This is a genomic window from Burkholderia sp. B10 (genome assembly GCF_004368385.1).
Classification (GTDB): domain Bacteria; phylum Pseudomonadota; class Gammaproteobacteria; order Burkholderiales; family Burkholderiaceae; genus Burkholderia; species Burkholderia vietnamiensis.
On the sequence record NZ_PQMX01000006.1, the window covers coordinates 18,860 to 40,565 of the forward strand.

The 21,706-nt window shown below is 66.6% G+C and carries 24 protein-coding genes, 2 tRNA genes and 1 pseudogene; 20 read left to right on the forward strand and 7 right to left on the reverse strand.

What is annotated here, in order from left to right:
* Nucleotides 1-101: 101 nt before the first annotated feature.
* A tRNA-Met gene (locus C3Y15_RS04795) sits at nucleotides 102-178 on the reverse strand.
* A 213-nt stretch (nucleotides 179-391) separates the two neighbouring features.
* Between C3Y15_RS04795 and C3Y15_RS04800 the strand changes: the two genes are divergently transcribed.
* Genes C3Y15_RS04800 through C3Y15_RS04810 form a run of 3 tightly spaced genes read left to right on the forward strand, consistent with a single transcriptional unit; the run spans nucleotide 392 to nucleotide 2,423 of the window.
* Nucleotides 392-889, forward strand: a complete 498-nt coding sequence (locus C3Y15_RS04800; protein ID WP_014722965.1) for a heme-degrading domain-containing protein — start codon at nucleotides 392-394, stop codon at nucleotides 887-889.
* Between the two features lie 3 nt (nucleotides 890-892).
* On the forward strand, nucleotides 893-1,231 hold the full coding sequence (locus C3Y15_RS04805; RefSeq protein WP_011884680.1) for a multidrug efflux SMR transporter: 339 nt from the start codon (nucleotides 893-895) through the stop codon (nucleotides 1,229-1,231).
* Nucleotides 1,232-1,262: 31 nt separating this feature from the next.
* Nucleotides 1,263-2,423 carry an enoyl-CoA hydratase/isomerase family protein gene (locus C3Y15_RS04810; protein WP_124259874.1) on the forward strand — a complete coding sequence of 387 codons (1,161 nt, stop codon included), beginning with the start codon at nucleotides 1,263-1,265 and terminating at the stop codon, nucleotides 2,421-2,423.
* Nucleotides 2,424-2,553: 130 nt separating this feature from the next.
* On the opposite strand, the gene C3Y15_RS04815 is transcribed toward C3Y15_RS04810, so the two are convergent.
* Nucleotides 2,554-2,982, reverse strand: coding sequence for a hypothetical protein (locus C3Y15_RS04815; RefSeq protein ID WP_014722967.1), 429 nt, complete (start codon nucleotides 2,980-2,982; stop codon nucleotides 2,554-2,556).
* A gap of 341 nt (nucleotides 2,983-3,323) precedes the next feature.
* Here C3Y15_RS04815 and ssuD point away from each other — a divergent pair, with 341 nt between their 5' ends.
* From ssuD to C3Y15_RS04855, 8 genes are all read left to right on the forward strand, one after another.
* Nucleotides 3,324-4,481, forward strand: a complete 1,158-nt coding sequence (gene ssuD, locus C3Y15_RS04820; protein WP_014722969.1) for an FMNH2-dependent alkanesulfonate monooxygenase — start codon at nucleotides 3,324-3,326, stop codon at nucleotides 4,479-4,481.
* Between the two features lie 16 nt (nucleotides 4,482-4,497).
* Nucleotides 4,498-5,307 (forward strand): aliphatic sulfonate ABC transporter permease SsuC, encoded by an 810-nt coding sequence (gene ssuC / locus C3Y15_RS04825; RefSeq protein WP_059694758.1) that lies wholly within the window; start codon nucleotides 4,498-4,500, stop codon nucleotides 5,305-5,307.
* Entirely contained in the window at nucleotides 5,304-6,269 is a 966-nt protein-coding gene (locus C3Y15_RS04830; protein WP_059895626.1) for an ATP-binding cassette domain-containing protein, read from the forward strand. The genes ssuC and C3Y15_RS04830 overlap by 4 nt, the downstream gene beginning before the upstream one ends.
* A 55-nt stretch (nucleotides 6,270-6,324) precedes the next feature.
* The gene (locus C3Y15_RS04835) at nucleotides 6,325-6,540 is read left to right on the forward strand and encodes a molybdopterin-binding protein (protein WP_006400187.1); all 216 of its coding nucleotides are present in this window, start codon (nucleotides 6,325-6,327) and stop codon (nucleotides 6,538-6,540) included.
* Between the two features lie 143 nt (nucleotides 6,541-6,683).
* Complete coding sequence (locus C3Y15_RS04840) at nucleotides 6,684-6,881, forward strand: hypothetical protein (RefSeq protein ID WP_011884695.1); 198 nt, start codon at nucleotides 6,684-6,686, stop codon at nucleotides 6,879-6,881.
* Nucleotides 6,882-6,936: 55 nt separating this feature from the next.
* Entirely contained in the window at nucleotides 6,937-7,191 is a 255-nt protein-coding gene (locus tag C3Y15_RS04845; RefSeq protein ID WP_124259875.1) for a hypothetical protein, read from the forward strand.
* A 136-nt stretch (nucleotides 7,192-7,327) separates the two neighbouring features.
* The gene (gene dusA / locus C3Y15_RS04850) at nucleotides 7,328-8,314 is read left to right on the forward strand and encodes a tRNA dihydrouridine(20/20a) synthase DusA (RefSeq protein ID WP_014722972.1); all 987 of its coding nucleotides are present in this window, start codon (nucleotides 7,328-7,330) and stop codon (nucleotides 8,312-8,314) included.
* A 59-nt stretch (nucleotides 8,315-8,373) separates the two neighbouring features.
* A tRNA-His gene (locus C3Y15_RS04855) sits at nucleotides 8,374-8,449 on the forward strand.
* 403 nt (nucleotides 8,450-8,852) lie between these two features.
* Here the strand turns inward: C3Y15_RS04855 and C3Y15_RS04860 are convergent.
* A complete protein-coding gene (locus C3Y15_RS04860; RefSeq protein ID WP_045579472.1) occupies nucleotides 8,853-9,581 on the reverse strand; it encodes a hypothetical protein in 729 nt (242 codons plus the stop codon).
* A gap of 593 nt (nucleotides 9,582-10,174) precedes the next feature.
* Here C3Y15_RS04860 and C3Y15_RS04865 point away from each other — a divergent pair.
* Nucleotides 10,175-11,668 (forward strand): PAS domain S-box protein, encoded by a 1,494-nt coding sequence (locus C3Y15_RS04865; RefSeq protein ID WP_106919337.1) that lies wholly within the window; start codon nucleotides 10,175-10,177, stop codon nucleotides 11,666-11,668.
* Between the two features lie 78 nt (nucleotides 11,669-11,746).
* Here the strand turns inward: C3Y15_RS04865 and C3Y15_RS04870 are convergent, their stop codons facing one another.
* A complete protein-coding gene (locus tag C3Y15_RS04870) occupies nucleotides 11,747-12,211 on the reverse strand; it encodes a hypothetical protein (protein WP_011884706.1) in 465 nt (154 codons plus the stop codon).
* Between the two features lie 618 nt (nucleotides 12,212-12,829).
* Nucleotides 12,830-13,573, reverse strand: coding sequence for a DUF695 domain-containing protein (locus C3Y15_RS04875; protein WP_014722976.1), 744 nt, complete (start codon nucleotides 13,571-13,573; stop codon nucleotides 12,830-12,832).
* Nucleotides 13,574-13,693: 120 nt separating this feature from the next.
* Between C3Y15_RS04875 and C3Y15_RS04880 the strand changes: the two genes are divergently transcribed.
* Nucleotides 13,694-14,002: a hypothetical protein gene (locus C3Y15_RS04880; RefSeq protein ID WP_011884709.1), complete on the forward strand. Its 309-nt coding sequence runs from the start codon at nucleotides 13,694-13,696 to the stop codon at nucleotides 14,000-14,002.
* A 270-nt stretch (nucleotides 14,003-14,272) separates the two neighbouring features.
* Complete coding sequence (locus C3Y15_RS04885; protein ID WP_014722977.1) at nucleotides 14,273-14,746, forward strand: VOC family protein; 474 nt, start codon at nucleotides 14,273-14,275, stop codon at nucleotides 14,744-14,746.
* Between the two features lie 95 nt (nucleotides 14,747-14,841).
* Here the strand turns inward: C3Y15_RS04885 and C3Y15_RS04890 are convergent, their stop codons facing one another.
* On the reverse strand, nucleotides 14,842-15,813 hold the full coding sequence (locus C3Y15_RS04890; protein ID WP_011884713.1) for a sensor domain-containing diguanylate cyclase: 972 nt from the start codon (nucleotides 15,811-15,813) through the stop codon (nucleotides 14,842-14,844).
* A gap of 228 nt (nucleotides 15,814-16,041) precedes the next feature.
* On the opposite strand from C3Y15_RS04890, the gene C3Y15_RS04895 reads away from it, so the two are divergent.
* Nucleotides 16,042-16,263 (forward strand): hypothetical protein, encoded by a 222-nt coding sequence (locus C3Y15_RS04895; RefSeq protein WP_011884715.1) that lies wholly within the window; start codon nucleotides 16,042-16,044, stop codon nucleotides 16,261-16,263.
* 160 nt (nucleotides 16,264-16,423) lie between these two features.
* Here C3Y15_RS04895 and C3Y15_RS04900 read toward each other — a convergent pair whose 3' ends face one another.
* Entirely contained in the window at nucleotides 16,424-17,047 is a 624-nt protein-coding gene (locus C3Y15_RS04900) for a phospholipase D family protein (RefSeq protein WP_011884717.1), read from the reverse strand.
* Between the two features lie 237 nt (nucleotides 17,048-17,284).
* On the opposite strand from C3Y15_RS04900, the gene C3Y15_RS04905 reads away from it, so the two are divergent.
* The 5 genes and pseudogenes from C3Y15_RS04905 (at nucleotide 17,285) to C3Y15_RS04925 (ending at nucleotide 21,670) form a co-directional block, all read left to right on the forward strand.
* A complete protein-coding gene (locus C3Y15_RS04905) occupies nucleotides 17,285-18,337 on the forward strand; it encodes an NADP(H)-dependent aldo-keto reductase (protein ID WP_014722978.1) in 1,053 nt (350 codons plus the stop codon).
* A 163-nt stretch (nucleotides 18,338-18,500) separates the two neighbouring features.
* A pseudogene (locus tag C3Y15_RS04910) lies at nucleotides 18,501-18,687 on the forward strand (LysR family transcriptional regulator); the annotation flags it as partial.
* 153 nt (nucleotides 18,688-18,840) lie between these two features.
* Entirely contained in the window at nucleotides 18,841-19,980 is a 1,140-nt protein-coding gene (gene mnmH, locus C3Y15_RS04915) for a tRNA 2-selenouridine(34) synthase MnmH (protein ID WP_069224191.1), read from the forward strand.
* Nucleotides 19,977-21,035, forward strand: coding sequence for a permease (locus tag C3Y15_RS04920; RefSeq protein ID WP_124259876.1), 1,059 nt, complete (start codon nucleotides 19,977-19,979; stop codon nucleotides 21,033-21,035). Before mnmH ends, C3Y15_RS04920 begins: the two co-directional genes overlap by 4 nt.
* 212 nt (nucleotides 21,036-21,247) lie before the next feature.
* Nucleotides 21,248-21,670, forward strand: a complete 423-nt coding sequence (locus C3Y15_RS04925; protein ID WP_011884724.1) for a hypothetical protein — start codon at nucleotides 21,248-21,250, stop codon at nucleotides 21,668-21,670.
* Nucleotides 21,671-21,706 lie beyond the last annotated feature (36 nt).

Below are 21,706 nucleotides of genomic sequence, written 5' to 3' on the forward strand. Positions count from 1 at the left end.
CGCGGTGTACCGCGGTGCGCGCGACGAGCGATGCAAGAAACCAGGCGCGGAAAAACAAAAAGCCCGGCGCAGAGCCGGGCTTTTTGCATGAATCGGGACGTTGGTTGCGGGGGTAGGATTTGAACCTACGACCTTCGGGTTATGAGCCCGACGAGCTGCCAGACTGCTCCACCCCGCGTCCGTCGAAGAATTGAATTATATGGACTTCCCCAAATGCATGCAAGCACTTTCTGACAATCGTGCTGCACGGCCCATCGCGGGCCGCGCAGGGCGGAGGTTCGGGCGCGTGCGCTAGAATCGCTCGGTTTGCTCGTGTCATTCATACCGCAGCGCGGCCGTGCGCATCTCGCATCGTCGCCGTTGCAACCCTCACTACTGCCTCGACGGATTCATGGACATCGCTCACGATCTGCAATCGATCGGCGCGCAGGAACAGGCGCTCGTGTTTCCCCAATTCGACCCCGCGCGCGCATGGTCGCTCGGCAACCGCATGCATGCGCTCGCGACGGCACGCGGCCATGCGATCGCGATCGACATCGCGACGTTCGGTCAGCCGCTGTTCTTTGCGGTGCTTGCGGGCGCGACGCCCGACAACGCGGACTGGGTGCGTCGCAAGCGCGCCGTGGTCGCGCATTTTCGCCGCAGCTCGTATGCGATCGGCCTGCGCATGCAGCAGGCCGGCGCAACGCTCGCGGACAAGCACGGGCTGCCGATCTCCGAATATTCGCCGCACGGCGGCTCGTTTCCGCTGACCGTCGCCGGGGCCGGCGTGATCGGCTCGATCACCGCATCGGGGTTGCCGCAGCGCGCGGATCACGAGTTCGTCGTCGAAGCGCTGTGCGCCGAACTCGGACACGACTATGCGGTGCTGGCACTCGAAAGGAGCTGACCGATGCAACTGCCCGGTTACGCATGGCTCGCGATCGCGATCGTCGCGGAAGTGGTCGGCACATCCGCGCTGCGCGCGGCCGACGGCTTCACGCGCTTCTGGCCGTCGGCGCTGGTCGTCGCCGGCTACGGGATCGCGTTCTACTGCCTGTCGCTCACGTTGCGCACGATGCCCGTCGGCATCATCTACGCGGTGTGGTCCGGCGCCGGCATCGTGCTGATCACGCTCGTCGCGATGCTGCTGTATCGCCAGGTGCCCGACGTACCGGCGGTGATCGGCCTCGGGCTGATCGTCTCGGGCGTCGTGGTACTGAACCTGTTCTCGAAGATGCAGGCGCACTGAGCGTGCGCCCGCGATACGCCGGATGACTCACATGACCGATTCCACTTCCCGTTCCGGGCCCGCTGGCGCGGACACGCCTCAGCCCGATGTGCGCGCGTACGTCGCGAACCGCATCGGCTATCTCGAACTGAACCGCCCGAAGGCGCTCAATGCGCTGTCGGTCGGGATGATCCGCCTGATGCAGCAGGCGCTCGACGCGTGGCGCGCCGATCCCGACGTGGTCGCCGTCGTCGTGCACAGCCCGCATCCGCGCGCATTTTGCGCGGGCGGCGACGTGCGCTTCTTCCACGACGCATGGCAACGCGGCGAGCGCGATGCGATCGACACGTTCTTCATCGACGAATACACGCTCAACCATACGATCTTCACGTATCCGAAACCGTATATCGCGCTGATGCACGGCGTCGTGATGGGCGGCGGCATGGGCATCTCGCAGGCCGCGCGCCATACCGGCGGCCTGCGGGTCGTGACCGATTCGACCAGGATGGCGATGCCCGAGACGCGCATCGGCCTGTTCCCGGACGTCGGCATGAGCTGGTTTCTCGCGCGCACGCCCGGCACGATCGGCCGCTACCTCGCGGTGACGGGCGCGACGCTCGATGCGGCCGGCGCGTTGTACGCGCAGCTCGCTGACGTCTATCTGCCCGATGCGGCGCTGCCTGCGCTGCTCGATACGCTGCGCAGCGCGCGCCTCGACAGCGGCGCGCACGCAGTGCAATGCGTGATCGACGCGGCCGCCGCGCACCGCGTCGTGCCGACGCCCGATACGTCGGCGCTCGCCGCCGCGCGCGCCGGCATCGACCGCCATTTCGCGCAGCCCGACCTCGGCGCGATCCTCGCGTCGCTCGACGCGGCGCGCGACGGCGCGGCCGTCGACGGATGGGTCGCGCAGGCCGCCGATGCGATGCGCAGCCAGTTGTCGCCGCTGTCGATGGCCGTGTCGCTCGAGGTCGTCGAGCGCGCGCGCGATGCGACGATGGCCGATTGCCTGCGGCGCGACCTCGACCTCACGCGCTCGACGTTCGCGCACGGCGACGTGATCGAAGGCGTCAGGGCCTTGATCGTCGACAAGGACCACCAGCCGGTGTGGCGCTTCAAGTCGATCGACGCGCTCGATCGCGCGCACGTCGTCGCGATGTTCGACAGCCCGTGGACGCCCGACACCCATCCGCTGCGCGACCTCGAGGACTGATCGCGAGCGTCACGCGATCGCTTCAAAAACAAAAGAGGCCGCGTGCAGATGCACGCGGCCTCTTTGCGTTGCGGATAGCGGTTCGGCCGCGTCGCGGCCGCAACGCCGTCCGCGCTGCGGACGGGCGCGCTTACTCGTCGCCGGCGTCGTCCGACATGAACGCGCGCATGAACACGAGCGCGCCGAATCCCCACACCGCGTTGGTCGCGAAACCGGCTGCGAGCACGGGCATCATGTTGCCCGACGGCCAGATGCCGCGCAGCGGATCGATCGCGAACACGCGTGCCGCGGTCAACACGATGCCGCCGAATACCAGTGCGCCGATCCACGGTGCTTCGCGATCCGGCGACACGCGCAGCAGCCACGCCATCGGCACCGCACAGCACGCGCTGATCAGCGCGTTCGCGACGAATTCAGGAATACCGAGCGGCGCGAACGGTTGCGTCGAGAAGCCGGCGGCGGCGATCAGATCGGCCGTATGCAGCAGCGCGAGCGTCGCTTCGCGGAAGAACAGGGCGGCCAGGAAGCCGGACAGGAACGGCAGGATCAGTTTCTGCATCGATGAGTGCATTGCAGGCGTGCACGACGCAAGCCGGGCGCGCGAAGTTGTTCGGAGAGATCCGTCATTATAGGGGCCGGTCGACGCGATATTCGCTGCAGCGTCGTGCTAATCACGAAAGCGGAAAACCTAAGCTCAAAAAAATCGTTCCTAAGCCCTGTAGCGATCCATAGACTGATTTCCCGGAATCAGCCGTGCAGTGGCGCTCTCGCGAGCGGCACGATCAGGCCGGCGAGCCATCCCGATTTGAATGCACACCATGCATGCGCCGCGTAATCGCGATGCATGCAGGGGCGCCTTTTGTCCGAATTCCGGCACGAACAGTCAAGCAGGAGCAGCAGATGAACGTTTTCTGGTTTATTCCCACGCACGGCGACAGCCGATACCTCGGCACGACCGAAGGCGCGCGCGCAGCGGACTACGACTATTTCAAGCAGATCGCCGTCGCCGCCGATACGCTCGGCTACGAAGGCGTGCTGCTGCCCACGGGCCGTTCCTGCGAGGATGCGTGGGTCGTCGCGTCGAGCCTGATCCCGGCGACGCAGCGTCTGAAGTTCCTCGTCGCGATCCGTCCCGGCATCGCGTCGCCGGGGCTGTCGGCGCGGATGGCCGCGACGTTCGACCGGCTGTCGGGCGGCCGGCTGCTGATCAACGTCGTGACGGGCGGCGACTCCGCCGAGCTCGAAGGCGACGGCCTGTTCGCCGATCACGACACGCGCTACGAAATCACCGACGACTTCCTGAACATCTGGCGTGGGCTGCTCACCGCGTCCCACGACAACGGCGGCTTCGACTATATCGGCAAGCATCTGCAGTCGAAGGGCGGCAAGGCGCTGTATCCGCCCGTGCAACGGCCGCATCCGCCGCTGTGGTTCGGTGGCTCGTCGCCGGCCGCGCATGCGATCGCAGCCGACCACATCGACACCTATCTGACCTGGGGCGAGCCACCCGAGGCCGTCGCGAAGAAGATCGCCGACATCCGCGCCCGCGCCGACGCGCGCGGCCGCAAGATCAAGTTCGGCATCCGCCTGCACGTGATCGTGCGCGAGACCGAGGACGAAGCGTGGCGCGACGCGGAGCGCCTGATCAGCCGTCTCGACGACGAAACGATCGCCCGCGCGCAGCAGGTGTTCGCGAACATGGATTCGGAAGGCCAACGCCGGATGGCCGCGCTGCACGGCGGCAAGCGCGGCGGCCGCGACACGCTCGAGGTGTATCCGAACCTGTGGGCCGGCGTCGGTCTCGTGCGCGGCGGCGCGGGAACGGCGCTCGTCGGCAATCCGCAGCAGGTCGCGGAACGCATGCGCGAATACGCGGATCTCGGCATCGAGACGTTCATCCTGTCCGGCTATCCGCATCTCGAGGAGTCATACCGTTTCGCGGAACTCGTGTTCCCGCTGATCAAGAGCGGCGGCGCGAAGCGGGCGTCCGGTCCGCTGTCCGGGCCGTTCGGCGAGATCGTCGGCAACAACTATCTGCCGAAGGCGAGCCAGAGCTGAACGAAGGAGGCTGGCGATGACAACGAAAATCTCCGTGACCGCCGCCGTCGCCGCCCGCGCGTGGCGCGGCGTCGCGCCGTGGCTCGTGCCGCTCGCGCTGTTGGCCGGGTGGGAGATCGGCGCGCGCGTCGGCTGGCTGTCGACCCGCGTGCTGCCGGAACCGGTGGCGGTGGTGCGCGCCGCATGGTCGCTCGTGACGTCGGGCGAAATGTGGGCGAACGTCAAGGTCAGCACGTGGCGCGCGCTGTTCGGCTTCGCGATCGGCGGCGGCGTCGGCCTGGCGCTCGGCCTCGCGACCGGTCTGTCGAAGGCGGCGGAGGTCGCGCTCGATTCGACGATCCAGATGATCCGCAACATCCCGGCGCTCGCGATGATTCCGCTCGTGATCCTGTGGTTCGGCATCGACGAGAAGGCGAAGCTGTTCCTCGTCGCGCTCGGCGTGTTTTTCCCGGTCTACATCAACACGTATCACGGGATCCGCTCGGTCGACGCGAACCTGATCGAGATGGCGAAGAGCTACGGCGTGCGCGGCTTCGCGCTGTATCGCGACGTGATCCTGCCCGGCGCATTGCCGTCGATCCTCGTGGGCGTGCGCTTCGCGCTCGGGCTGATGTGGGTGATGCTGATCGTCGCGGAAACGATCTCCGCGCAATCGGGTATCGGCTACATGACGATGAACGCGCGCGAATTCCTGCAAACCGATGTAGTGGTGGTCGGCATCCTGCTGTACGCGGTGCTCGGCAAGCTGGCCGACGTGCTCGCGAAATGGATCGAGCGCGTGACGCTGCGCTGGCACCCCGCTTATCAACCCGGAGCAAAGGCATGAATGCGACGACTTCGGCGGCGGCCTACGGCGCGCTCGCCGGCGCAGACCTCGAGGCCGAGCTGGCACACGCGCGCGTGACCGACGATGACGCGCGCGACGCGGCGCTCGCCGAGCGGGACGGCCGCGCATCGGTGGTCCCGATCGCGCCGCGCCGCGCGGGCAATCCGTCACGGGACGATGCGGTGACGCTGTCGGGCGTCAGCAAGCGGTTCGGTGCGCGCACCGTGCTCGATGACGTCGAACTCGGCATCGCGCGCGGCAGCTTCGTGGCGATCGTCGGTCGCAGCGGCTGCGGGAAATCGACGCTGCTGCGTCTCGTCGCGGGGCTCGACGCGCCGAGCAGCGGCACGCTCGCGACGCACGGCGACGGCGGCGGCGTGCCCGACACGCGGATCATGTACCAGGACGCGCGCCTGCTGCCGTGGAAGACCGTGCTGCAGAACGTGATGCTTGGCCTCGGCCGCGGCCGAGAGGCGCGCGAGCGGGCGCGTGCGGTGCTCGACGAAGTCGGACTGCTGGAGCGCGCGAACGACTGGCCGGCCCAGCTGTCGGGCGGCCAGCGGCAACGCGTCGCGCTGGCCCGTGCGCTCGTGCACCGGCCGCAGTTGCTGCTACTCGACGAGCCGCTCGGCGCGCTCGACGCGCTCACCCGCATCGAAATGCATGCGCTGATCGAGCGCTTGTGGCGCGAGCACCGGTTCACCGCGCTGCTCGTCACGCACGACGTGCAGGAAGCCGTCGCGCTCGGCGACCGGATCCTGCTGATCGAGCAGGGGCGCGTCGCGCTCGATCAGCCCGTGCCGCTCGAGCGGCCGCGTGCGCGCGCGTCGGCGGCGTTCGCGGCGCTCGAGGACCGCGTGCTGCAACGCGTGCTCGCCGGCGGGCCGGGCGGTGCCGATCCGCACGCGGCACGCGACGACGATTACGTACGACCGGCCGCGCAGATTCGCTGGGCCGTTTAAACGCGGGCGGCTGAGGCCGCCCGTCCCTGGACTTTCCATTCGGAGCGATTACCCGATGAGCATCACTGCAATCAACGTACGTAACCAGTTCAAAGGCAAGGTGAAGGAGATCATCCGCGGGCCGGTGGTGTCGGAAGTCGACGTCGAGACGCCGTTCGGCATCGTCACGTCGGTGATCACCACGCGCTCGGTCGACGAACTCGAACTGAAGGTCGGCGCGGAAGTCGTTGCGCTCGTCAAGTCGACCGAGGTGTCGATCGCGCGCCTCTGAGCCGGTTTGCCGTGCCGGCGCGCGGGTGGGGCGGTTGCCCGTCCGCGCGGCGGCGGGCGGCGGGTTCAGCCCGCGTTTGCCTCGGTATTCGCCGTCCGGACGAAGTGCTAGGATGGAGCGACACCGATGCCGGAGGCCAACGCATGACCCCCATCCTTTCTCCCGAAGCCATCGAGGCGCTGAAGTGGATCGACCAGTTCGGCGACAGCCGGCCGGTGCCCGCCGCGTTCGACGACGTGGTGTATGCGTTGCTGAACGAAGGGCTGATCTACCAGGCGGCAGCCGGGCGCGTCGATCTGACCGCCGACGGCCGATCCGTTTTGTCCAACGAATACGATTGAGCGCGCGTCGCCGGCCGCCGCGGCGGCCAGGCGCCGTGGCGCGACGGAGCCAGCGATGGAACCGACGGGCAGCGATCTCGGCGATTTCAGCGAGCCGTACCGAGGCTATGAGATCGAGGTGAAGACCGAGCAGGTGTGGGACGGCGAGCACGCGCACTACCGCGTGCTGCAGGACGCCGTCGTGCGGATCGACTGGCGGCTCGTGAAAGTCGACGGGATGCTGCTGACCGAACGACGTGTGATCGAGCGCGTGCTCGACGAGGCGCGGCGCGCGGTGGACGTCGAACTGGGCGACGGCGCGGCCGCGTAGCCTCGTTACGGTGGCCGGCGCGGCCGTGCGGCCCGCGTTGCGGTAAAATCACGGGTTGCCTTTCGCGCTGCTTGCTGCCCCGAATTCCATGTCCGCACCGTCTACGCTTCCTCCCCGCCGCGTTTCCGTGGCGCCCATGCTTGACTGGACCGATCGTCATTGCCGCTCGTTCCATCGCACGCTGACGCGCGACACGTGGCTGTATACGGAAATGATCACGACGGGCGCGCTGCTGTTCGGCGACGCGCAGCGGCATCTCGCGTTCACGCCGAACGAATCGCCGGTCGCGCTGCAACTCGGCGGCAGCGAACCGGACGATCTCGCCCGCGCCGCGAAGCTCGGCGAGCAGTGGGGCTACGACGAGATCAACCTGAATTGCGGGTGCCCGTCCGAGCGCGTGCAGCGCGGCGCATTCGGTGCGTGCCTGATGAACGAGCCGCAACTCGTCGCCGACTGCGTGAAGGCGATGCGCGATGCGGTGTCGGTGCCCGTGACGGTCAAGCACCGGATCGGGGTCGACGCAGTGGAGGACTATGCATTTGTGCGCGACTTCGTCGGCACGGTTGCGCAGGCAGGCTGCGACACGTTCATCGTGCATGCCCGCAATGCGATCCTGAAAGGGCTGTCGCCGAAGGAGAACCGCGAGATCCCGCCGCTCAAGTACGACTATGCGTATCGGCTGAAGCGCGATTTCCCGGCGCTGGAGATCGTGATCAACGGCGGGATCAAGACGCTCGACGAGGTGGCGGAGCATCTCGAGCACGTTGACGGCGTGATGCTCGGCCGCGAGGCGTATCACAACCCGTACGTGCTCGCGGGCGTCGATGCGCGCTTTTACGGATCGACTGCGCCGGCGCCGACGCGCGAAGAGGCCGAGGCGAAGCTGATCGAATATTGCGCGGCGGAGTTGAAGCGCGGCACCTATCTCGGCGCGATCGTCCGGCACGCGCTCGGGCTGTATCGCGGTGTCGCGGGCGCACGTGGCTGGCGGCGCGTGCTGTCGGACAACAAGAAGCTCGCGCGCGGCGATCTGAGCGTGTTCGACGAGGCGCGCACGCATCTGAACGACGCTATCGAAAATTTTGAAAAAAATGCTTTGCAAGATGGAAAAGTGTTCGTATAATCTTGTTCTTCGCTGCTGAACACGAAACGAAACAGCGAAGACGCAAAGCAGTATCAGTGGTGGCTGTAGCTCAGTTGGTAGAGTCCAGGATTGTGATTCCTGTCGTCGTGGGTTCGAGTCCCATCAGCCACCCCAAAGAATTCCTAGCGGTATCAAGTTGTTGAAAACGGCACTGTCCATCAGGACAGTGCCGTTTTTGTTTTGGCATTCCCGAATTGGGAATTGCGCGCGGTAACGCTTTACGAGCTATGTGAAGTCGCAGGGGCGGGCAGCCGTCGCCGGACGCATGCCGATCCCGCAACGCACCGGGTCCGCCTTTGCCGGGTCACGAATACGTGCGCCGGCTCCCAGTGCCGAGTCCGTCGCGCGGCAGCGGTGCGCTGCCGGAAACGGCTCGCGGCCGAGCAGTCGCTTCTCGTCGCGCCGTTGAAGCCGCGCGCGTCAGCCGACGCAAGCCACCCGAACCCGGCCCGGGACCCGCGGCGAACCCAGACAGCGTCCCTCATCGAGCGGAGTTTGACCCGCGGCGGTCGCCGTCCTAGTTGTCTTGAACGGCCGCGTCACCGGTCTGGGCAATCTTGGATAGCACGCGCTTCTGATATGCATACCAGGACATCAGGCAGTCTTTATCGCGGCAATTTTTTTCTCGAAAGTTCCATTGCCGCCTCGTTCTATTATTGAACGCCGTTTTGTCTACCGCGGCCTCCTTGGCCTGACGGTACGTGTCGGCGAGGTCGCGGTCAGCTGCCGCCAAATCCGGATCGTGACAGATCAGAAACTCTGGAATCGACTTCGCCTTGCTGCAGTCGAAGCTCGTTTGCTGGACGGGGCCGTTGGCAGAGTCATACTGAGCGTCGGTGGCGGGTGTGGTCGTGGTCGGTGGTTGCAGCACTTGCGATGACGATGTTGCACCGACCGGAGCTTGGCTCACGGTCTGACTTGGCGCTCTCTGGCCGAACGGAATCAGTTGCCCGGCTACGGCATCTTCCACCATTCCATTCAACAGGGATCCCGGCGCAACACGTATGGTTTCCGTCTTTACCACCATATCTCCGGCCATAGTCTGCGATTTTGCGAATTCACAGGGCGCTTGACACGCGACGCGCGTCGAGAAATTCGGATTATCTTCGTCGATCAACAGCAGGATGTACGTGCCGTCGCGAAGGCCGACGTATCGCATCATGACCAAAGGCTTGGCCGTCTTTCCGGCACGAATATCATCTTCGCTTAGGCCCGGCTCGTAACCATAAGTCCCGTCCTGATTGATGGCGTAATTATGCCGAGGCGCGGGCGGGGCAGTGGTGGTCGTTTGCGTCGGAGAAACCTGAGAGGCCGGGGCAGTGTCACTGGCCGCGGCAGGTGCCGCCGTTGTGGTTGCCGAATGAGTGTTGTCCTGCTTCGAATTACATCCCGCGAGAGCTGCAACGACAAGCAGCACAGGGCCAATATGTTTCATGGTCTTCCTCGTTTCTTGTTTGATTTAGTATTTCCATTGCGACTAGCAGATTTCGCTGCACGCACATGCGCCTAAGGTGCGCTTGCGAGTCGATCATGTCAGTCGGCCGCGGGCATCGCAAGCGGCCCATCGCATAGCCGAGCCCGGTACCTACGGTCTGGTTCAAGGTTATTTGTTTTGTTAACTAATTTGATGCTAAATCAGTATGCCGGTGTTGACTTGGATCAGTCGGTGGCTGAAGGTGTCAAATCAGCATTTTTTTCTGATGGACACAAACGGGGAAGCAGCACGATCGCTTTTGGCGCCCCTATTTTCAGCATGATTACCGCCGCAATATCACCGCCAATTCGACCGCGGTTTATTCTGTCGATATCCGACACAAGGTTTATGGAGGAACGAGCGCCTTGGAATATGCCGAAAACGGACCGAACGGCGGGCACCCGAGCGAGGCGATCGCCATGGTTTCAGCGGAGGAGCGCTACCGCTCGCTGGTCGACGCAATCCGCGACTATGCGATTTTTCTGCTGGACCCGACTGGCCATGTCGCCAGCTGGAACGCCGGCGCGGAGCGTATCAAAGGCTATCGCGCCGACGAAATCATCGGCCAGCACTTCTCGGTCTTTTACCCATCCGACGCGCAACAGCGCGGCTATCCGGCGGAAGAACTCGCTCGCGCCGTCACGCTCGGACGCTGGGAGGACGAAGGGTGGCGCATACGCCGCGATGGTTCGAGGTTCTGGGCCAACGTCGTCATTACGCCGCTGCGAGACCGCGACGGCATGCTGGTCGGCTTCGCGAAAGTCACGCGCGACCTGACCGAGCGCCGCAGCAATGAAGAGAGACTGCGTCAGAGCGAAGAGCGCTTGCGTTTGCTGATGGACGCGGTCGAGGATGCCGTTTTCATGCTCGACCCGGACGGTCACATCACCAGCTGGAACGCCGGTGCGAAGCGGCTCAAAGGTTTCGAACCGGCGGAGATCATCGGCCACCACGTGTCGCGTTTCTATCCGGCGGAAGACATCGCGGCGCGCAAGCCGGAGAGGGAACTGGCGACCGCGGCCGCACAGGGCCGGGTGGAGGACGAGGGCTGGCGGCTGCGCAAAGACGGATCGCGTTTCTGGGCCAACGTCGTGATTACGGCGGTCTACGGTCCGGCCGGCAAATTGCTGGGCTTCGCGAAAGTCACGCGCGACATGACCGAACGTAATCGCCTGAAGCAACTGGAGTACGCAAGCGAACTTGCGGCGCGTATCGAGACGGCCCGAGAGGAAGAAAAGAAGCGGATCTCGCGAGAACTGCACGACGACCTCGGCCAACAACTGACGGCGCTGAAGATGGGCCTGAACAGGCTCGTGACGCAGGATGACGCGACGCCGAGTGCCCAAGCGGCCCAACTCGCCGACAGCATGCGCGCCGCGCTCGACCGCGCGATCCTGTCGGTGCGACGCTTGTCGGCCGGTTTGCGGCCGGCGATCCTGGACGATCTCGGCCTGCTTCCCGCGCTCGAGTGGCTGGTGGACGACTTTCGGCAACGCTCCGGCTTGCGGGTGCTGTTCCACACAGAGCGTTGCGATGTGAGATTCACGGACGCCGCGTCGACGGCGTTGTTCCGCATCGTCCAGGAGGCGCTCACGAACATTGCGCGGCACGCATGGAATCCGACCGAAGTCCGGATCGCATTTCGTTGCACGGAATCGCAATGCGACCTGTCGATCGAGGACGACGGCGAGCCGGCCCCGTCAACCGAGCGCCCGCCGGCTGCGGTTCACTCGTCGGGGCTCGCCGGCATTCGCGATCGCGTGCGACGGCTCGGCGGCACGAGCGTCGCGGAGCCTTTACCGTCGCGGGGCTTCGGCATCAGTCTGTCGGTCCCACGCAGGTCGGTCACGACCGACTGAGGCCAACGGCACAACGTCGTCGCGCCGTGTTCGCGAACGTCGAGACCGAACCGCCGCCACTGCCGATCCGATCGAGCCTCACATACCGCAATAGCGCGCGAGCAAATCCGCTTCCGTCTCATGCACCTCCACCGGCACGCGCGTCGCGCCCGCGTGCGCCAGATAGCGCGCGCGATGCTGCCCGTTCCGGAACGACGCAACGCCGGTCTTCGACAGACTCGGGATGCCGAGCAGCGTCCGCGGCCTCGTCTCGCGGAACGTGATGAACGGCATGTCCGGAATCCGCGCCTTGTCCGGGTCGAGAAATTCGCGAATGCCGGCCGCCTTGCCGGGCGGCCAGTCCTGAACGGACGGCAGCACGTAATCGGTCGTGTCGCGGTCCGCGCACGCGAGCAGCCGACGCAGGTCGATGGTCACGACGCGATGTCGCGAGTCGTCGGATCCGAATACCCGCTTGAGGTGCGTATAGGCGTAGGCGGCGTGTCCGGGCAACGGAACGATCCAGACGTCGACGCCGTCGTGTTGTGCCTGAGCGAGTGTCATGGTTTGCATCGTATTGCGGTGATTTCTATAGCTCGACTGTCGCAGTGCGGCGGCCTCCGTCCGCAGCGGAATGCGGCGACAGAGGTCACACGAGCAGCTAACGCGCGATCGCCGCCGCGCCGCGCTCGTCGACGCGTTCGCGATCATTCCGAGAATAACGGCACCGTGCGTCCGGAATTTATTCCCACGAGCGAAATTCACACAAGATTCACGCGGTGCAGCGCGCATCCGGACGCGCCGGCACATCGCGGACGCGGCGCGTGCCGCGCGGAGGGAAACAACGGAATTCGCCGACGAAAGGTGCAAGCGTCGCTGTCGCCGAGTGCGATCGACACTGGCGCTTGCCGGTTGCAAGGGTGAGTTGTCGCACAGACGGTTGCGCGCGCCACGATCACAATCCGACGAGTTGACCGTTCTCCCCGGCCCGGTCAACGTTTCCCCGCTCGCTCGTGCAGGAGCGGGGACTTTTTGCAGGCCGGATGCGTCAGTGGCTGTCAGGGCTCGAGCGAGCGCTCGGGACGACCGCGTCTATAGGTTGATGATGCCTATTTCCGCCGATGCGCCGCCGGGGCGTCTCGGCCCGCCAGCCGTCAGCGCGCGCGCTACGCTCCGGCCCGCTCACCCAGCCTGTTCGACGCTCGTTTCCCAACCGTCGTAGTTGCCGCCGAGCGCGCGCACCTCGCGGTTGATCTCGAGCGTATGGCGCGTGATGTCGGCCAGCGCCATCGTCCCTTCGTGCGCGAAGCGCACGGCCGATTTGCCGTCCTCGGTCGGCGCGACCGATTCGACCAGATAGCCCTTCGATTCGGCCCAGTCGGCGAACTGGTGCGCGTCGCTCGGATCGGGGAAGTAGGCCCAGTGCGCCACGCGCCGGCTCACGTCGCCGACGTCGCCTTTTTGCAGCAGGGCGTCGAGCCCGCGCATGTCGCGCATCAATTGCCAGTCGTCGTCGGTCGGGTAGAGCGTGCGCCAGTAGGTCTCCTTGTCCGGATCCTCGTGGTATGCGTATTGAAGTGCGTAGGCCGTCTGGTCGGCCAGCGCGTCGACGATCCCGGCCGCGGTGTCTTCGTCGAACGACACGTAAAACAGGAAATCCTGGTTGTTGTCGACGGTGATGCGGCCGACCTGTACGCCGTTGCGCCCGGTCACCGCGGCGTCCAGCAGCGTCTCGACGCGCGTGAGTTCGGCGAATTCGTCGCTGCCGGGCAGGCCGTCGGGCGTCGGATGCGCGAGCGCGACGCGCACGCTGAGCAGCGACGTGCGCGGGTCGGTCTCGGCGATTTCCGCGAACGCGTGATTGAAGCTGATGAAAGCCTGATGGTCGCCCATTCTGGCCGGGAAGGTTCCCCAGGCGTCGGTCATGTGTTTCTCCGGTGCACGATGGTCTGTTGACGGTTGCAAAGCGTCTCAATGTATCATCGAAAATCGCGTCGGCCGAAGCCGCGCGCGCGGCCGGTCGCAACCGTTTCGAAGGAGAGGTCGATGTCGATGTTCGCGGTGAATGGTGTCCGAATCGATGTGCGCAGCGCGCGGGTGACACACGTGCGCTGGGCGGCCGTCAACCCAACGGACCGCTCGTGGGCCGCAGCGCCCAGCGAGGCGACGGTCGCGGAGGTCGCCCGCGCGCTCGCCGCCGGCGCCGACGTGTTGGCCGTGTTCGACGAAGCGGACGCAACGGCCGTCGGGCCGAGGTTGAAACGCGTGCTGTACCGCGACGCATCCGAAGGGATCGAGCTCGACATCGACGCGACGAACGAGTCGCGCACGCTGCGCGACCTTCCGCAAATCTGACGGCAACTGCGGCGCGCGCCCGCACTGCGCAGCGCAGCACGACGACCCATCCCGCCGCGGCGGCAAACGCGATGCCGCCGGTCTCCAGCGCGCCGTTGGCGCCGCACCGCGCTCGCTGCCCGCGTACGTTCGTGCCGGTCCGGCACGACGCAAAAAAATTTCCGAACCGATGTCGATTTCAGTCGAGCCCGTTCGTCGTGTCATCGGCGGCGGATGCATCGCGCGTCCGTCCCGTTTCCGATACGACAACTCACTGAAGGAGCGACACCCATGGCCACGTCCGTCAAACCGATTCCGGAAGGGATGCGCACGCTGACGCCGCACCTGATCTGCGCCGGCGCAACCGCCGCGATCGAGTTCTACACGCGCGCGTTCAACGCCACCGAACGGTTCCGCCTGATGCTGCCCGACGGCCGGCTCGCGCACGCGTGTCTCGCGATCGGCGATTCGGCGCTGATGCTCGTGGATGAAATGCCCGAGCACGGCGCGGTCGGGCCGAAGGCGCTGAAGGGCACGCCGGTCAGTCTGCATCTGTTCGTGCCGAACGTGGATGCGGCCATCGAGCAGGCCGTCGCGGCCGGCGCGACCCTCCGGGTTCCGGCGGCCGACATGTTCTGGGGCGATCGCTACGGTCAGGTCGAGGATCCGTTCGGTCATCGCTGGTCGATCGCGACCCACCAGCGCGATCTGACGCCCGGGCAGATCGCCGAGGCGATGGCCAGCGCGCCGCCTTGCGGCAGCTGACCGCAGCAGGCAGGCCCCGCGGGGCCGACGCAGCGGGCTGAACGCCGCAGCCCCGGCCGCGCGCCGCCGCGGCATCGGCAGCGGCGTGCCGGCGCTCAGCCGCCGGTGGCCTTGCCGCGCCGCTTGTCCTCGTACATGCGCCGGTCGGCCGAATCGAGCAGGTCGGCCACCGTGCGATGACGGGCGGGATCGTAAGCGACGTGGCCGACGCTGAAGCGGATCGCGTAACCGCGCGCGTCGTCCGCGTTGCGCCGCTCGAGCGCCTGCTTCACGCGTTCGATCGGCTCGCCGACGTCGGCCGGGTCGATCGCGCTCAACAGCACGACGAACTCGTCGCCGCCGAGCCGGGCGATCACGTCGCTGTCGCGCAGCGTGCCGGTGAGCGTCTGCGCGAACGCCTTCAGTGCACGGTCGCCTTCCGCATGGCCGCAGCGATCGTTGATCGCCTTGAAACCGTTCAGGTCGAAGAACAGCAGTGCCGCTTGCCGGCCCGTGCGCTCGCACAGGCCGAGCACCTGACGCGCGAGAATCTCGAAGCCGCGCCGGTTTGTCAGTTGCGTCAGCTCGTCGGTGGTCGCGAGATGGAGCGCCGCGATTTCGCGTTCGGTCATGTGGGCGAGATCGCCGAGCAGCGCGAGCTCGTCGGCGCACAGCTCACGCGGCCGCGTATCGATCAGGCACAGCGTGCCGACCGGCGCGCCGTTCGGCGCGGCAAGCGGACGGCCTGCGTAGAAGCGAATGCCGGGCTGGCCGGTGACGAGCGGGTTGTCGTGGAAACGATCGTCGTTGAGCGCGTCCTTGACGACCATCGTGTCGTCCGCGAGCAGCGCATGCGCGCAGAACGACACGTCGCGCGAAGTCTGCGTGGCGTCGAGCCCCGGATGACTCTTGAACCACTGGCGGTCCTCATCGACGAGGCTCACGACAGCGATCGGCACGTCGAACAGCCGGCGCGCGAGGCGCGTGATGCGGTCGAAGCGTTCTTCGGGCGGCGTGTCGAGAATCGACAATGAATGGAGTGTGGCGAGCCGGGCCGTCTCGTCGGCCGGTTTGGAAGCAATCTGCATGGGTCTTTGTCTCGGGTGCCGGCATGGGCAGCCGGTCATCGAACGAATGTCGCCTCGCGCGGACACGACGTAGCAGGCGGGCGGCGGTTGCTGCCGAAGGCGCGCCGACGAGCGACTGTGAATCAGTATCGCGCATTCTCCATCGCGCCGCCAGAACGGGCTGGGCGCTCAAGCCGCCCGCTGCGAGGCCGTAAACAGGGGCGAGATCAATCGTTCCGCTATCGCCTCATGGTCCGTTTTCTGTATGCAGCGTATCTCGCGTTTGCGCTGTATCTGCTCTATCCGATGGTCCAGAACACGCTGGCCTTCAGTGCGGGCTGTATCGTCGGCGCGCTGCCGGGCGGTGCGCGCGACGTGCCCAAGCCTTCCGCGAGCGACGCGCACGCGCATCCCGGGCGATGTGTCGCGACGGCGCAGAGCGGTGGACGCTCTTCTGCCGAGATCCACTGACGTCGCTCGTTCGTACCGGCTGCGCTAGCGTCGTGCGTGCGGGGCTGGCCATTCGGCCAGGTTGATGCGTGCGCCGTCCACGCGGATCATGGACGACGTCGCGGTGCTTGCCGACCGCGGCGTGCGTGAACGGCCACGGCGATCGCGCCGATGCGGCGCGTCAATACGATGAGCGATACGGCGTGCCCTGGTCGAAGCGGCTCTGCCAATGCGCGAGGTAGCGCGACGCGAGCTGCGGGTTGTTCCACACCACGACGACGTTCTCCGAATTACGGCTGGCGGCCGACGCGCTGTAATTGAACGAGCCCGTCTCGACATGCTCGGCGTCGATCACGAGGTACTTGTCATGGTGGATCGCGTACACATCGATCGTGCGTGTCGGGATGCCCGCGTTGACGAGCAGGTTCAATGCCTGCTGGCTGCTTTTCGCGCGGTTGCCCTTGTCGTCCACGACCACCGCGACGTTGACGCCGCGCCGCTTCGCGGCGAGCAGCGCGCGCGTGATCGGCGGCGACGTGAACGAATAGGCGGCCACGCGGATGGAAGTGCGTGCTGCGCCGATCGCCTTCAGCACCAGCGCCTCGGCGCCGCCATCGGGCGAGAACGCCGATTCGACGACCTGCGTGGCGGGCGCTGCATGGGTGGGGGCGGGCAGCAGCTGCGTGACGAAATCGATCGCCTGCTGAAGCAGCGATTCGTTGTGCGTCTTGCCGAACGCGGCGAACGGAGTGGCGAGCAGGGAAGCGGCGAGACAGGCGGCGGCGAGGCGTTGGCGCGACAACATCGTGGACAGCGAATGATTTTGAGACAGCGGGCCGTGAGTGTAACGCAGACAGGGCGGCGCGGCCACGCCCGGATGTGGATGCAACGGACGACGTGGCGGGTGCGGGTACCGGGATCGCCTGCGGCAACGTGCGGCGCCCGGGGCAGCAGGCGGTCCGTAAGCGTACGCACGGCCCATCTGAACGGCGCGCGCCGATGTGATAGCGTTCCTGCTTTCCACTGACGCGACGGGAGCACCATGGAATACCGCACACTCGGCGATTCCGGCATCGAGGTCAGCCTGATCGGCCTGGGCACGATGACTTGGGGCGAGCAGAATTCGGAGCGCGACGCGCACGAGCAGATCGATTACGCGCTCGCGCAGGGCGTGACGCTGATCGATACCGCGGAGATGTACCCGGTGCCGCCGAAGGCCGACACGCAGGGCCGCACCGAGCAGTACATCGGCACCTGGCTCGCGCAACATCGTGCGCAGCGCGCACGCATCGTGCTCGCGACGAAAATCGCCGGCCCGGCGCGACAGCCGCACAACCCGCGTCACATTCGCGGCGAAGGCAATCAGTTCGACCGCAAGAATCTGACCGAGGCGCTCGATGGCAGCCTGAAGCGTCTGCAGACCGACTATGTCGACCTGTACCAGCTGCACTGGCCCGATCGCAGCACGACGACGTTCGGCCGTAGCGCGTATCCGTGGATCGACGATGCCTATACGGTGCCGATCGAGGAAACGCTCGGCGTGCTCGCGGAGTTCGTGAAGGCCGGCAAGGTCCGCGCGATCGGCGTGTCGAACGAAACGCCGTGGGGCGTCGCGCAGTTCCTGCGCGCGGCCGAGCGGCTCGGGTTGCCGCGCATCGCGAGCATCCAGAATCCGTACAGCCTGCTGAACCGCACGTTCGAGAATGGCCTGTCGGAGTTCACCCATCGTGACGGCATCGGTCTGCTCGCGTATTCGCCGCTCGCGTTCGGCTGGCTGTCGGGCAAGTACGAAAACGGCGCGCGGCCGGCCGGTGCGCGCATCACGCTGTTCGAGCGCTTTCAGCGTTACAGCAAGCCGCACACCGTTGCCGCGACGTCGCGCTACGTCGCACTCGCGCAGCGCCACGGGTTGTCGCCCGCGCAGCTCGCGCTCGCGTTCGTCAACAGCCGGCCGTTCGTGCGCAGCAACCTGATCGGCGCGACGTCGCTCGAGCAGCTGAAGGAGAACATCGGCAGCATCGACGTGAAGCTGTCCGACGAGGTCCTCGCCGAAATCGACGCGCTGCACGAATTGCAGCCGAACCCGGCGCCGTAAGCGGCCTCGATCAACGCGCGGCATCGCTATCGATGCTGCGAGGTCGCTTCATGGCGCAGCGTGGTCAGCGCATCCCGAGCCGGATGCGCGCGCTCGGCTGTGCGGCAAGACCGAACGGCGCCAGCCCATCAGGTACAGTCCAGGCGCGAGCTGGTTGCCGGGCGGCGAGCGGCTGCTGCACTTCGCACGGCTGCCTGTTGGAGGTCGAGCACGCGATGAAGGAAATCGGCGTGCTGGAAGTGCTGTATGGCAGCGTGTTGAAGATTGTGTGCCCGGAGGGATTCTTGAGCGAGTTCCTGCCCGGCGCGCTCGCCGCCTTCAAGGCGCGCCGCGCCGGTTTCTCGCTGTGGCGCCCGTGCGCGCTTTTCGCGATCACCTGCTCGACGCGATGAGCGCCACGCCGACCGCACGCCGCCGGCGACGCCCGGCCGTGAGATAATTGCGAATCCGCCTTCCGTGCCCGTGCGGCTCGCCGAGCCGCATCGCCCCTGTTCGACGCCAAATTGAAGAACCTGATTGTCACCCTCGATCGCGCCGGCGAGTTCGACGAGATCATCGACGTGCGCACGCCGCTCGAGTTCGCCGAGGACCACATCCCCGGCGCGCTGAACGCGCCCGTACTCAGTAACGAGGAGCGCGTGATCGTCGGCACGATGTACCGTCAGGTGTCGCCGTACGAAGCGACGCGGGTCGGCGCGGCGATGGTCGCGCGCAACATCGCGCGGCATCTCGATACCACCTTCGCCGACCGTCCGCGCAACTGGCGGCCGCTGATCTATTGCTGGCGCGGCGGCAAGCGCTCGGGTTCGATGACGGCCTGGTTCAACCTGATCGGCTGGCAGGCGCGCCAGCTCGACGGTGGCTACAAGGCATACCGGCGCTCGGTGTGCGCGACGCTCGATACGCTGCCCACGCAGTTTCGCTATATCACGCTCGTCGGTCATACGGGCTGCGGCAAGACACGGCTGCTGAACGCGCTGCGCGCAGAAGGGGCGCAGACGCTCGATCTCGAGGCGCTCGCCCGTCATCGCGGCTCGCTGCTCGGCGCGCTGCCGGGCGTGTCGCAGCCGACGCAGAAGGCGTTCGATTCGGGGCTGGTCGGGACGCTCGAACGTTTCGACCCCGCGTGGCCGGTGTTCGTCGAGTCCGAAAGCCGCAAGATCGGGCTGGTGCAACTGCCGCTCGCCTTGCTCGATGCGTTCCGTGCGGGGCCGTGGGTGCAGGTCGAGGCCGCGCACGACGAGCGCATCGCGTTCCTGCTCGACGACTATGCGCATCTGTTCGACGACCGCGACGCGTTCAAGGCGCAACTCGCGCGGCTGATCGGGCTGCACAGCCGCGAAGAGGTCGCGCACTGGAGCGCGCTGGTCGACGCCGATGCGCGCGCCGACCTGTTCCGCGCGCTGATCGACCGGCATTACGATCCTGCCTATGCGCGCACCTATCGTTCGTCGTACGACAGACCGAACCGCGTGCTGACGTTCACGTTCCGGCCGAACGCAGCCGACGCGCGCGATCAGGCGCGCGCGTTGCTCGATGCGCTCGCGCAGGCCGGCCTGCCGGCATCGCCCGCGGGCGATGCGGCGGCGCGTGCCGACACCAATACCGATACCCACAACAACGCAACGACTCCCACACGATGACGACCACACGCTCCCAACCCAGTCCGGCGCTCGGCTGGATGACCTTCCTGCTGATCGCAGTCGCGGGCCTGTTCTACGTGAAATGGTTCCCGTACTACAACAAGGCGTTCGTCGCCGCCGAGCATCACTCGATCGGCAACTCGATCCTGATGGGCACGTCGGCGAACGCGCCCGAACCGTCGCTGAAGGCGGCGCTCGACTACGCATGGGCGTACGGCAAGGCGATCTGGCAGGCGATGGTGCTCGGCCTGCTGCTCGGTTCGGCCGTGCAGGCGCTGTTGCCCGCGCACTGGGTCGCGCGCGTGCTCGGTCGCAGCGGCTTCGGCAGCGTCGCCGCGGGCGGCCTGCTGTCGCTGCCGGGCATGATGTGCACCTGCTGCGCGGCGCCGGTCGTCGCGGGCCTGCGCGCGCGGCATGCATCGCCGGGCGGTGCGGTCGCGTTCTGGCTCGGCAACACGGTGCTCAATCCGGCCGCGCTGGTGTTCATGGGCTTCGTGCTCGGCTGGCAATGGAGCGCGCTGCGTCTCGTGCTCGGCGTCGCGATGGTGTTCGGGATCGGCTATCTGCTGAACCGCATCGCGCGCCCCGAGGATCGCAGCATCGACGACGCGCAGCTCGCCGCGCTGGCGGCCGAGCAGGCCGCCGCGGGCAATCCGTTCGTCCGCTGGGTGAAGCTGCTCGCGCGCATGGCCGTGCGGCTCGTGCCCGAATACATCGTGCTCGTGCTGCTGCTCGGCGCGGCGCGCGCGTGGCTGTTCCCGCACATCGGTCCGGACATCGGCAACCATCTCGGCTGGATCGTCGCGTTCGCGGTCGCCGGTACGCTGTTCGTGATCCCGACCGCCGGCGAGGTGCCGATCATCCAGGCGATGCTGTCGCTCGGCATGGGCGTCGGCCCGGCCGCCGCGCTGCTGATGACGCTGCCGCCGATCAGCGTGCCGTCGCTCGCGATGCTCGCGCGCTCTTTCAAGCCGTACATGCTGGCGATCGTCTCGGTGCTCGTCGTCGTGTTCGGGGTCGTGAGCGGGCTGCTCGCGATCGCGTTCGGGTTCTGACCGGCGGCCGGCGCCGTATTGGCGGATGCTCGCTGCTGCCGCCGCTGTCACCGCAGTAGCCGCGCGCGACAGCCGCCCATGCGGACCAGCGAGCCGGCCGTGTGCGCGTGCCCGGTGACCGGCCGGCCGGCGCGCCGCCCGCGCCTCGTATTCACCCGGCGCCGCCGCTACACGCGTGCGGTGCCCTTTACAAGAAGCAAACAGGAAAACGCATGACCCAACCGAAGATTCATCCTCGACTCGAAAAGGCGCTGACGCGCGGCGATCTCGCGATCCGCCAGGCCAATTCCGCACGCGCCACGGCCGTGCTGAACGCGCTCGGCACGATGATCATCGAAGCGTCCGCCACGATCGGCGTCGAAGCGAGCATCGAGATTCCGCACGGCGATCGCATCTACGACCCGGTCAACGGGCTGTGGCCGCAAAAGATGCTGGTGTCGTTCGACGGTCCGGTAGCCGAGGCCGACGCGGAGGAATTGCGCGCGGTCTATCTGATCGCCGACGATCCCGGCACGCAGTTCCGCGTCGAGTGGCATCGCGCGGACGGCAAGCTCGGTCGTCAGGAAGGCGGCCCGCTGGCGACCGTCGCGTTCCTGACCGACGTCGAAATTCCGTGGAGCGACGACGACGAGTGACGTCGTCGTCGGCTCGGCACACCGGCCGGCGCGGTA